This is a genomic window from Bacilli bacterium (assembly GCA_036381315.1).
Taxonomy (GTDB): Bacteria; Bacillota; Bacilli; order Paenibacillales; family KCTC-25726; genus DASVDB01.
This window is the reverse complement of the sequence record DASVDB010000152.1, coordinates 1-10,907: the sequence shown is the minus strand read 5'-3', so window position 1 is coordinate 10,907 and position 10,907 is coordinate 1. Positions and strand designations below refer to the sequence as shown.

Genomic DNA, 10,907 nt, shown 5'->3' with positions numbered 1-10,907 from the left:
CTGATTGGATCTGGATGGAAAAAATATGGACGTATGATGATAGTTTGTGATGATATAGTGTTGAGCCTCATTTTTAAACCGATTCCGGATGTTTACCGCGTAGTTTTTATGATAGCTGTCCACAATGTAATTTTTATACAGCTCGGTCGTTAAATCCGTTTTGCTGATCACCATTAAAGTTTTGCAATGCAAATTTTTAAAATCCGCCGCTAATCTTCTATGTTCATTTTCATCAAACGGCCCGGTACATTCAAGATTTCCGTAATCGTGAAATACACAGTCATAAGGCGGATCGAGAAACATAAAATCATCCGGTTTCGCCATATCAAATATTTGCTTGTAATCCTTGTTATAAATTTCCGTATCACGCAACAAATCATGATGCGCTTTTGATAAAATCTTGGTATTAAAGTGCTTGTACCTTCCAAATGGAACGTTGTAATCCCCATTTTTATTGTATCGAATCATTCCGCTATAGGACGTTTTGTTGATGAAAAAATAGATTACCGCTTCCAGCCAATCGTTGTTTGGATGGTTAAAAACATCACGCAGTTTGTAATATAAAGCTTCGTTATCGTTTTTCACGCGTTTTTCCGGGTGCCTGGCTTTTAATTTTTCGTAAAGCGCCTGATTTCGTTCATAGATTTCCTGCAAAGCATCCAGCTGTTTTCTAACCTCTGCATAATTCTCTTTAATTTGTACGTAAGTTGTAATTAATTTGTAATTTAAATCGTTTATAATTGCTTTACGATGTTCCAAATGAAAATAAACGGCTCCTCCGCCCACAAAAGGTTCAATATATGTATCAAAGTTTTTCGGTATATATTGGGCAAAATTTTTTATTTCGATTAATTTCCCTCCGCGATATTTTAAAAATGGCTTCATTTTTTATAACTCCTTTTGGAATATAGCCCGGGTACTTAGTAAATTATATCGGAATTTAAAAAACGGCACAACGAAAAAAAGAACATATGTTTCCAAAGTGGGTTATGAGCCGATGTAAAAAATTCCAACTTAATTTAGAAGAATTACAGATATACGGAACTGGCAAAATTTCGCTACAATAGAGGTGTGAACGATCAAGGAAAAGGAGATGACGTCCGTGAGCAGCATTGAACAGATCGAAACCATTCGCCGCATACGCCGAAATCTGGATTGTTGCATACTTGGCAAAAACGAGATCATTAAACTGGTTTTGGCCGCCTTTTTGGCGGAAGGCCACATTTTGCTTGAAGATGTTCCCGGCACGGGCAAAACTGTGCTGATTAAGGCGCTTGCCAAGACGATCAACGGGCAATTTCGCCGGATTCAATGCAATCCCGACTTGCTGCCGACCGACATTACCGGGGTTTCGATTTTTCATCCGAAGGAGCAAACGTTTGTCTTTCGTCCCGGACCCGTCATGACCAACATTCTCTTGATCGATGAAATCAACCGCGCCACAACGAAGACGCAATCCGCGCTGCTCGAAGCGATGGAAGAACGCCATGTTACGGTGGACGGGGAAACTTACCAACTGCCGCGGCCCTTTATTTTGTTGGCCACACAAAATCCGATCGACTTTGAAGGCACCTATATGCTGCCGGAGGCGCAGCTGGACCGTTTTCTTCTCAAAATCAGCCTCGGCTATCCCGATGAGGAAACGGAGCGCGGGCTGTTAAACTCCCACAGTGTCAGCCATCCGCTTGAAAGCTTGCAGCCGGTAACGGAAATTCACCATATCATTGCGCTGCAGCAAGCGGCAAAACAGATTTATGTGGATCAAGCGCTGCAAGAATATTTGGTCACGGTCGTCCGCAAAACGCGCGAACATCCGGCGATCTTTTTGGGCGCCAGCCCGCGGGCGACGCTCGGCTTTTTGTCGGTAGCAAAAGCGTATGCGCTCGTTGCGGAGCGGGATTACGTGATTCCCGACGATATTAAAATGTTGGCGCCATATGTGCTGGGCCACCGCATGATCCTGCACGCGGAAGCGCGGATGACCGGCGCTTCCATTACGACCGTGCTGGAGTCGATTTTTCAGCATACGAAAGTCCCGGCCGGATTGGAGAAGTAAGCGCATGTTGGCCGCGGTAATACAAAGGCTTAGACGCGTATCGCAAGTTTCGCTGAAATTCTGGTATCTGTTTGCTTGCTGGGTAGCAAGTCTGTTGTTTTTTCTTTTTCAAGGCGGCAAATTGGCGTCCATGCTGTTATCAACGGTCACAATTTTATCCGTCTATTTGCTGCTGGGGCGTTTCAACGGCATCAAGGCCGTGAAAGGGACGCGCGTATTGCTCAACGCGGAAGCCAACCGATCGGTCGAAGCCGGCACCGCGATCGCCGTCGAGCTGAAGATGCAGGTACCCGGTTTGATCCCGATCCCATATGTGATTTTGCGCGATGAACTCGTTCGCAGCAACGGGGAAAAAATCATGATTGAAGCATCCGCCGTACTGAATTGGAAGCGCCAACTATCGATCCGGTACGCGACCCGCGCCTTGCGCAGGGGCTTTTACCATTTTGGCGATGTGGAATGCATGACGGAAGACGTGTTCGGACTGTTTGCGCATCGCGGCAAATTGAGCTTGCCCCAATCGTTCAGCGTTCTTCCCAAAACAGTCGCAATCAAAGAGTGGAAAATGTTCGATCGTCTGCACAAAGGGTATCATCAGTTGCCGGCTTCCAGGGCGTGGCGCGAGACAACGCAGATCAACGGCATCCGGGAATATATTTATGGCGACCGCATGTCCCGCATTCATTGGAATGCGACTGCCAAGTCCGGAACGTTAAAATCGAAAGAATTCGAACGCGAGTCGCTGCCCGGAATTATCCTGATTCTGGACTGCAACAAGCAAGGATATTGGACAGGCGAGCATTTTGAATTAGCCGTCTCGGCAACCGCTTCTCTGGTGGAATATGGAAAAAAGGAGAAATTGTCCATCGGCCTTATCTCCGTCGGAGCGCAAACGGTGATTGTCGAACCGGCCAAAGGCGCGATGCACGCGCAAAAAATGATGGAGCATCTGATCGATATTGAGGCGGATGGAAATGAGCCGTTGCAGCAAAAATTGCAAGACAAAGCGCGCTATTTCCGCTCCGGCAGCTTTTCCGTAATCATCTCGCCGCAGACGGGCGAAGTTGTGCTGCAATCGTTAAGGTGGCTAAAAGAACGGCAGGTCAATCCGTGCCATCTGTTGATCGGCAGCGCATCCCGCAAAGCACAGCAAGGGGATTGGGAGAAAGTGCTGGCGTCCCACGGTTATCGGGGTTACGCCATTCATGCACTGCATGAACTCTCCGAAGTACTGGGGGAGGGGAATCTTGATGGAAAGCGTTTTGGTTAAAGGTGCGAAACTATTGCTGCGGTTCCCCCGCACCGACTGGCGGCTTAAATTGCGCAGTTTGGTCTCGCTCATGATGATCCTGCAGTTTCTGGAGTTGTTTGCCCAGTCGTGGTGGCCGGAAACGATGCGCGCCGTCAAAGTAACGATCATTGCGTTGGCGGTGCTGGACATGCTATTTCCGCGCATGAAAACGCTCGTTCGCTATTTTGCCGGTGTGTGCGTGTCGGTTGCAGCCACCGGTTATGTGCTGCGTCTTGATCTTTCCGCAATCGAATTTGCCAATTGGCCCGATTTTTGGCGTACATTTGCTGCCGCGACGTATGCGCTGCACCCGGTCGTTTGGTTTCCGCTTGGCTGTTTTGCCGCGTATCGGGTTTTGCTCCTGTTTATGCGAAGCCAGGGCAACATTATCTCCATGATGGTTTGCGGCACGATTTTTCTGGCTGTGGTCGATTCGTTCAGCACCTATCAGCTGTGGGAAAATGTCGCGGTTTTCGTTTTGTGCGGCTTGACGCTATTAGTGGTCGAACATTCGGAATATTTGCGGCGCAGGCATCCGGAAAGCTGGAAACACATCGCGGAGTATCCGGAAACGTTGCTTGCGACGATCATCATCATTGCCCTGTTGATCATCATCGCGGCGAATATCGCCCCGAACGCCAGGCCATTATTAACCGATCCGTATTCGGCCTGGAAAAAAGCGCACGGCGAAGAAGTGGCGTTCAGCAGCAAAAGCGTCGCGGGCATCCGATTGGAGACACCCGGAAAATCCGGCTACGAGCGCAGCAGCGAAACGCTCGGGGGCGCGTTTGATTTCGATTATTCGCCGGTTATGCTTGTTGACACGGAGCACAAAAGCTACTGGCGCGGCGAGACGCGCACGGTTTACACGGGTACTGGCTGGCAGGATCCGGTGGATGAACAGGATGGCGCTCTCGTGCAAGCAAACGCCGCTCTGCCGCAGGTTGGATTGGCGCAAACAAACGGCGAAACGGTCAGCAACCGGCAAACGATTCGCGTGTTAAATGAGGAGAAGTTTCCGGTGCTGTTCGGAGCGTATGCCATCGCCAAAGTGGAAACCATCGTAAACGGGAATGACCCGGACCTGGCACCCGGGAATTTTGCCAATCTTCGCTGGTTTTCCGAAAACGGGGAATTAAAATGGAGCGACGCCAAAACATACCCGCAAACCTATACGATATTTTCCGAAATGCCGGTGATCGATGAGGAAAAACTGCGCGCAACTGCGGAAACAGCGGATGCCGAAACGCTGCGCACATATACGCAGTTGCCGGAAACATTGCCTGCGCGCGTGCGGGAGTTGGCCGAAAGCATTACGGCGGACAAAACCAACGCCTACGATAAAGTCAAGGCGCTTGCCGATTATTTGCAAAATACGTATCGCTACAATAATAAACCGGATATGACAAAAGCGCAAAGCACGGATTTTGTGGACAGTTTTCTGTTTGAAGTCAAAGAAGGCTATTGCGATTATTATTCTACCGCGATGGTTGTGCTTACACGTTCTTTGGGAATTCCGGCGCGTTGGGTAAAAGGATACAGCACGGGCGTGCCGGAAAACCTGGAGATGATACCGGGAGATATTTACAGCGAAGATATCGACTTGATTGACGGCGGCGTGTATATGGTGCGCAATTCCAATGCGCATTCCTGGGCGGAAGTGTATTTCGCCGGCAGCGGATGGGTGCCGTTCGAAGCGACTCCCGGATTCCGCATGCCGCTGCAAATATCGCAGCATAAGACGGCTGCCGCCATCGATATCGAAACGGCGCCGGATCAAACGGCCGCAGACAACAGGGATGCGCGCCTGATTCCCGGCGCAGTCGGCATCGCGGCGGTGCTCCTGATCGTCGCGGCGGGTTTTCTGGCCCGCAAATTCGGGCTTATCGCGGCTTTTGCCGCCGGCTTGCCGCGGCGCAAAAAACAGCAGGCCAAGCAAATCGCTCTTGCCGAGTTGTCGCGATTGCGCAAATTTTTGGCGCGCAAAGGCTATTTGCGCAAGGAACATGAAACATTCCGGGAAGCGGCGGCGCGCTGGAGTATAACCAGTCCCGCGCTGCAGCCTGCATTTGCCGATCTGGTTTCCTGCATGGAAAAGGCGGCATTCAGCCGGATGGGGCTCACCCCCGCGGATGCCGAAAAGTTGGAAAAAACGGCGCAGATAATCCGCAATGAATTGAACGCGAAACGCAGGTGATCGCGCGTTACCTCGCATCATGCTCCGGTCTTTGCCAAGAGGCCGGTTTTCTTTGCTTGTCGGGGCAAATATGGTATAGTTTTTCGTAGTATTTTGCTCGCATGGAGTGATGAACGGCTTGCTCTTAAAAATGATCCCGCATAAGTGCGTGTCCACGATATACGATATCGATCTTGATGAACTGCGCAAACAAGGCGTAAAAGCCATTATCACCGATCTGGACAATACGTTGGTCGGAGCGAAAGTGCCGTTCGCCACGCCGGAATTGGCGGAATGGTTAAAAAGCGCGCGGGAAAAAGGATTTCAGGTGCTGATCGTCTCCAACAACAACAAATCAAGGGTATCCCGCTTTGCCGATCCTTTGCATGTTCCGTTTATTTTCAAGGCGAGAAAGCCGACAAAAGGCGCTTTTCAGAAAGCGCTGCAATTGCTTGATGTGCGCGCCAAAGAAGCGGTTGTAATCGGCGATCAACTGTTGACCGATATATTCGGCGGAAATCGCGCAGGCATCTATACGATTCTGGTGCGCCCGATCAATTTGCGGGAAGACGGGTTGTTTACGCGATTGAACCGCTCCATTGAAAGATGGGTGTTTTCCCGATTGAAGAAAAAAGGTTTTCTGCCGTGGGAGGACTCGCATGAACCATCCTGACGAGAAAAGCAATACGCAAATAACCGTTTGTGCCGGTTGCGGCGCTGCGCTGCAAACAACCGATTCCGGCGAACCCGGATATATCCCGGAAGCCGCGTTAGCCCGAACGCCTGCCATATGCCAGCGCTGTTACCGCATCAAACACTATAATGAAGTTTCGCGCATCGCCATTGACCAGGCGGAGTTTTTACGAATCTTGGGCAAAATTGCCGGGGAAAATTGCCTGGTCGTACATATTGTTGATTTGTTTGACTTCGAAGGCAGCCTGATTGCCGGTCTGCATCGTTTCATCGGGCAAAATCCAATCCTGTTGGTTGCCAATAAAGCGGATTTGCTGCCGAAAGGAATCAATCCCAACCGCATAGTGAATTGGCTGCAGCGGCAAACGAAGCTGGCCGGGCTGAAAACAGACGGCATCGTGCTGACGAGCGCCAAAAGCGGCGCCGGGTTTGCCCGGGCGGTGGAGGCGATTGCCGAACTTCGGCGCGGCCGCGATGTGTATGTCGTGGGTGCGACAAACGTGGGAAAATCGACGCTGTTAAACCGGCTCATTCGCAACCACAGTGATCTGGATGCGGAATTGACCGTTTCGCGATATCCCGGAACGACGCTCGACCTCATAAAAATTCCGCTTGATGACGGCAAAGCCGTCGTCGATACGCCGGGAATCGTATACAACCACCGGCTTAGCGAATTGGCGGCAGCGGAAGATTTGCCGTTTCTTATGCCGGATAAACCGATAAAACCGCTTGTATTTCAATTGAATCCCGAACAAACGTTATTTTTCGGCGCGTTTGCCCGCTTTGATTTTTTGCGCGGCGAGCGCAAGCCGTTCACGTTGTTTGTCGCCAATGCGCTGCCTGTCCACCGCACGAAGCTTACCAACGCGGACGATCTGTTTCGCAGGCATCGCGGCGTGATGCTGTCCCCGCCGCCCCTTGCGCGGCTTGACGAACTTCCGCCATTTACCGTGCAGCGGTTTAAAGTTCGCGGCGGACAGGACTTGTCCATTTCCGGATTAGGCTGGATCAAAGTGTCCGGCGAATCGGGAGCGGAGGTGCAAATTCACGTCCCCAAGGGCGTGAAGGTGGCAATCCGGGACTCGCTGGTATAGGAGTGATCATGGAAGATGTCGACAGAACATGTTTTGCCGGACAGCAACACCGTCATGTATGGCGTTTTCGGCGATCCGGTGCGGCATTCGAAGTCGCCCGTGATGATGAACGCGGCTTTTCGCGAAATGGGCATAAACGCCGCGTACGCCGCCTTTCAGGTCGCCCCCGCGCAACTTGCGGCGGCGGTGAATGCGGTGCGCGCCTTGAAGTTCGGCGGCGTCAACGTAACAATCCCGCATAAAGTGGCCATCATGAACTATTTGGACGAAATCGACGATTCGGCGCAAACGGCGGGAGCGGTCAACACCGTTGTCAATCGCGACGGCCGGCTCATTGGTTTCAATACCGACGGCATCGGCTATGTCCGCTCGCTGCTTGCGGAAACGAACGCGGGGTTGGAACTGCATTCCAAGACCATTTTGCTGATCGGCGCCGGCGGCGCGGCGCGCGGCGTGGCGTTTGCGCTGGCGCATGAACGGCCGAAACGGATTATTATCGCCAACCGCACCAGGGAAAAAGCGGCGCAATTGGCGGCTGAGGTCGGGCGCATCGCTCCTTGCGACGGCATAGGTCTTACGGATCTTGCCGATATTAACCGTGTCGATATTGCCATCAATACGACAAGCGTGGGAATGTCGCCCCATGTTGACGATCTGCCCGCCGATCCGGCGCTTTTTTGCGGACCGGGCTCCATCGTAAGCGACTTGGTGTACAACCCCCTGGAAACAAAATGGCTGCGCGCCGCGAAAGAGCTTGGAGCCGTTCAGCATTTCGGCCTGGGAATGTTCATTTATCAAGGCGCCTGCGCGTTGGAGCATTGGACCGGCCGGCAAGCGCCGGTGGATACGATGCGGGCGGCGGTCGTCCGTTCGCTTGCGTAGTCCGGAACGGCAACGGCTAACAGAGGCGATCCGATTGACGGGTGCGGTACGCGATTGGGGGGGATTGCGATGAACATCGGCATCATGGGCGGCACGTTCGACCCGGTGCATTTTGGCCATTTGTTGGCCGCGGAACGTGCGCGCGAGGGCGCGCGGCTGGATGAGGTCTGGTTTTTGCCGGCCAATTCGCCTCCGCACAAAACGACCGAACCCGGCGCGAGCGGAGAACATCGTTTGGCGATGGTCCGTTTGGCCATACAGGGCAATCCGCGCTTTCGCGCGCTTGATTTGGAACTCGCCCGCGGCGGCGTTTCTTATACGGTTGATACGGCGGCGTATTTGCGCAAGCGTTATCCCGACGATGCGTTTTACTGGATTATCGGACTGGACATGGTGAAATATTTGCCGCAATGGGTTAAAATAGAGGAAATTTTTCGCATGATCGGCTTTATCGGATTGAATCGCCCCGGCATCGACCCGGATTTAAGCGATTTGCCGGAATGGTTAAGGAGCAAAGTAACGATGGTGGAAATGCCGGAAATCGCCATTTCCTCGACGGATATTCGCAGGCGTCGGCAAAATCGTTTTTCCGTCCGCTATTTGGTTCCGGAGCCGGTATTGCAATATATGGAGGAGCATCATTTGTATGAATCGTGACGACATTTTTCACGCCGTGCAAAAAAGGCTTGCCGAAAGCCGGTGGAAGCATACGCTGGGCGTTGCCGAAACGGCTGTCCGCTTGGCGAACCGGTACGGCGGCGACGCCGGGAAAGCGGATTTGGCCGCATTGCTGCACGACGTGGCCAAAAATTGGCCCGTGGCCGAACAGGAGCGGGTGCTTCGCGAACATGGCGCCTCGCCCGACCTTTTTGATTACGATAAGGAATTGTGGCACGCGCCGGTAGGTGCGCTTGTTGCCAAGCGGGATTTCGCGGTTTACGACGAGGAAATTTTAAATGCCATCCGCTGGCATACCTCGGGAAGAGAGGGCATGTCGCAACTGGATAAAATCATATGTTTAGCCGATTATATCGAACCGGGGCGTTCTTATCCCGGCGTGGATCGCATTCGCGAACTGGCCGAACACAGCCTGGAAGAAGCGTTGGTCGCCGGTTTTGACGGGACGATCCGCTTTTTGCTCGAAAAAGGGAAAAAAATTTATCCGCTTACGGTAGCGGCCAGAAACTCGCTGCTTGATGAGATCGCGCAACGAAAAATGCAAGGAGGCTAAGAAATGGGCAACGCATCGGACAAAGTCATGTCGCTTGTGGTGCAGGCTGCGGAAAAAATAAAGGCAAACAATGTGGTGGCGCTCAATTTGCGCGGGATCTCGTTGATCGCCGATTACTTCGTTATTTGCCACGGTAATTCCGACACCCAGGTGCAGGCCATCGCTTCGGAAATCAAGAAAAATGCCGATCAACACGGGATACCGGTGAGGGGCATTGAAGGGCTGGATGCGGCACGGTGGGTGCTGATCGATTTGGGCGATGTCGTCGCGCATGTTTTTCATCGCGATGAGCGGGATTATTATAACCTGGAGCGGCTATGGTCCGACGCGAAAGTGGTTGAACACGTATGACGCTGGATGCGGGAATCAAAACAACGCTGCTTGTAGCCAGGGAAGTTCCGCCTTACGGCTTTTTTTTGTCAGGCGGCGGCCAGGATGTCCTGCTTCCTTATGGCGAAGCGGAGCCGCGGCCTAAAGTCGGGGAAAAAATCGACGTATTCCTGTTTTACGACTCCAAGGATCGTTTGACCGCGACGCGCAAAGAGCCTTTGCTGACCTACGGGGAACTGGCGCTGCTCGAAGTGGCGGACACCAATGCGCGGTTGGGCTGTTTTCTGGATATGGGCATTGGCAAGCATTTGCTGTTGCCTGCGTCCGAATTGCCCAAAATGCGGAACGAATGGCCGATTAAGGGAGACCGGGTTTATGTGATGATGTCCAGTGATAAAGCCGGGCGCCCGCTTGCCGTGGCGGCGCGCGATACGCAGCTTGCCGACAAGTGCGCGCGGGCTCCTGTTTCATGGAAAAACCGGCGTGTATCGGCACGGGTGTATCGCGTCACGGACAAGGCGACATTCGCGATCTGCGAAGCCGGGATGCCGGGTTTCGGCGTCATTGGCATGGTGCATGCATCGGAACGCATCAGGCCGCTAAGGCTGGGCGAATTATTCGAAGCGCGGGTCGCATATATTCGTGATGACGGCAGGGTGAATTTGGCGCTGCGTCCGCAAAAAGAAATCAGCCGAATGGAGGATGCCGAACGGATTTTGCGTTATTTGCGGGAGCGCCCCAACGGCACCATGCCATATTCCGACGCTACTTCCGCCGACATCATTGCCGAGAAGTTTTCCATCAGCAAGGCCGCCTTCAAACGCGCACTCGGCAAATTGCTGAAAGAAGGCAAAATTGTACAGGAAAACGGCTGGACGCGGCTTAAGAAATAACAAACAACGGGGAGGCAGCGGCATGGCTTACGAAAAATTCGCGTATGTCTACGACCGCTTGATGCAGGATGTCCCTTATCCCGAGTGGCTGCGGTTTCTTCGCGAGTATTGGAATCAAGCGAACACGCCCGATACGATCGTCGAATTGGGTTGTGGAACAGGCAATTTGACGATTCCTTTGGCGCAGTCGGGGTTTAAAATGTACGGCATTGACGATTCGGAACATATGCTTTCGGTCGCCGCGGAGAAGTCGAAACAATT

The 10,907-nt window shown here is 52.4% G+C and carries 12 protein-coding genes; 11 read left to right on the top strand and 1 reads right to left on the bottom strand.

The features are described from left to right. The coding region (locus tag VF260_11415; protein ID HEX7057783.1) for a Dam family site-specific DNA-(adenine-N6)-methyltransferase at positions 1 to 885 on the bottom strand (885 nt) is incomplete at its 3' end. Positions 886 to 1,093: 208 nt separating this feature from the next. On the opposite strand from VF260_11415, the gene VF260_11410 reads away from it, so the two are divergent. The 11 genes from VF260_11410 to VF260_11360 form a co-directional block, all read left to right on the top strand. Beyond that, positions 1,094 to 2,056 carry a MoxR family ATPase gene (locus VF260_11410; GenBank protein HEX7057782.1) on the top strand — a complete coding sequence of 321 codons (963 nt, stop codon included), beginning with the start codon at positions 1,094 to 1,096 and terminating at the stop codon, positions 2,054 to 2,056. A gap of 4 nt (positions 2,057 to 2,060) precedes the next feature. After that, on the top strand, positions 2,061 to 3,326 hold the full coding sequence (locus VF260_11405) for a DUF58 domain-containing protein (GenBank protein ID HEX7057781.1): 1,266 nt from the start codon (positions 2,061 to 2,063) through the stop codon (positions 3,324 to 3,326). Further along, positions 3,307 to 5,544 (top strand): DUF4129 domain-containing transglutaminase family protein, encoded by a 2,238-nt coding sequence (locus tag VF260_11400; GenBank protein ID HEX7057780.1) that lies wholly within the window; start codon positions 3,307 to 3,309, stop codon positions 5,542 to 5,544. The genes VF260_11405 and VF260_11400 overlap by 20 nt, the downstream gene beginning before the upstream one ends. A gap of 109 nt (positions 5,545 to 5,653) precedes the next feature. Then, positions 5,654 to 6,196, top strand: a complete 543-nt coding sequence (locus VF260_11395; GenBank protein HEX7057779.1) for a YqeG family HAD IIIA-type phosphatase — start codon at positions 5,654 to 5,656, stop codon at positions 6,194 to 6,196. After that, positions 6,183 to 7,310, top strand: coding sequence for a ribosome biogenesis GTPase YqeH (yqeH, locus tag VF260_11390; GenBank protein HEX7057778.1), 1,128 nt, complete (start codon positions 6,183 to 6,185; stop codon positions 7,308 to 7,310). The genes VF260_11395 and yqeH overlap by 14 nt, the downstream gene beginning before the upstream one ends. Positions 7,311 to 7,325: 15 nt before the next feature. Beyond that, the gene (gene aroE / locus VF260_11385; GenBank protein ID HEX7057777.1) at positions 7,326 to 8,192 is read left to right on the top strand and encodes a shikimate dehydrogenase; all 867 of its coding nucleotides are present in this window, start codon (positions 7,326 to 7,328) and stop codon (positions 8,190 to 8,192) included. A 69-nt stretch (positions 8,193 to 8,261) separates the two neighbouring features. After that, on the top strand, positions 8,262 to 8,849 hold the full coding sequence (locus tag VF260_11380) for a nicotinate-nucleotide adenylyltransferase (protein ID HEX7057776.1): 588 nt from the start codon (positions 8,262 to 8,264) through the stop codon (positions 8,847 to 8,849). Continuing rightward, positions 8,839 to 9,423 (top strand): bis(5'-nucleosyl)-tetraphosphatase (symmetrical) YqeK, encoded by a 585-nt coding sequence (gene yqeK / locus VF260_11375; protein ID HEX7057775.1) that lies wholly within the window; start codon positions 8,839 to 8,841, stop codon positions 9,421 to 9,423. Before VF260_11380 ends, yqeK begins: the two co-directional genes overlap by 11 nt. 3 nt (positions 9,424 to 9,426) lie before the next feature. Then, a complete protein-coding gene (rsfS, locus tag VF260_11370) occupies positions 9,427 to 9,774 on the top strand; it encodes a ribosome silencing factor (protein HEX7057774.1) in 348 nt (115 codons plus the stop codon). Further along, a complete protein-coding gene (locus VF260_11365; GenBank protein ID HEX7057773.1) occupies positions 9,771 to 10,646 on the top strand; it encodes a S1-like domain-containing RNA-binding protein in 876 nt (291 codons plus the stop codon). Before rsfS ends, VF260_11365 begins: the two co-directional genes overlap by 4 nt. 22 nt (positions 10,647 to 10,668) lie before the next feature. Continuing rightward, the coding region (locus VF260_11360; GenBank protein ID HEX7057772.1) for a methyltransferase domain-containing protein at positions 10,669 to 10,907 on the top strand (239 nt) is incomplete at its 3' end.

What these genes read in the sequence shown, in the direction of transcription:
- VF260_11410 (HEX7057782.1), top strand. Translation starts at nt 1,094, where the DNA reads ATGACGTCCGTGAGCAGCATTGAACAGATCGAAACCATTCGCCGCATA.
- VF260_11405 (HEX7057781.1), top strand. Translation starts at nt 2,061, where the DNA reads ATGTTGGCCGCGGTAATACAAAGGCTTAGACGCGTATCGCAAGTTTCG.
- VF260_11400 (HEX7057780.1), top strand. Translation starts at nt 3,307, where the DNA reads ATGGAAAGCGTTTTGGTTAAAGGTGCGAAACTATTGCTGCGGTTCCCC.
- VF260_11395 (HEX7057779.1), top strand. Translation starts at nt 5,654, where the DNA reads ATGAACGGCTTGCTCTTAAAAATGATCCCGCATAAGTGCGTGTCCACG.
- yqeH (HEX7057778.1), top strand. Translation starts at nt 6,183, where the DNA reads ATGAACCATCCTGACGAGAAAAGCAATACGCAAATAACCGTTTGTGCC.
- aroE (HEX7057777.1), top strand. Translation starts at nt 7,326, where the DNA reads ATGTCGACAGAACATGTTTTGCCGGACAGCAACACCGTCATGTATGGC.
- VF260_11380 (HEX7057776.1), top strand. Translation starts at nt 8,262, where the DNA reads ATGAACATCGGCATCATGGGCGGCACGTTCGACCCGGTGCATTTTGGC.
- yqeK (HEX7057775.1), top strand. Translation starts at nt 8,839, where the DNA reads ATGAATCGTGACGACATTTTTCACGCCGTGCAAAAAAGGCTTGCCGAA.
- rsfS (HEX7057774.1), top strand. Translation starts at nt 9,427, where the DNA reads ATGGGCAACGCATCGGACAAAGTCATGTCGCTTGTGGTGCAGGCTGCG.
- VF260_11365 (HEX7057773.1), top strand. Translation starts at nt 9,771, where the DNA reads ATGACGCTGGATGCGGGAATCAAAACAACGCTGCTTGTAGCCAGGGAA.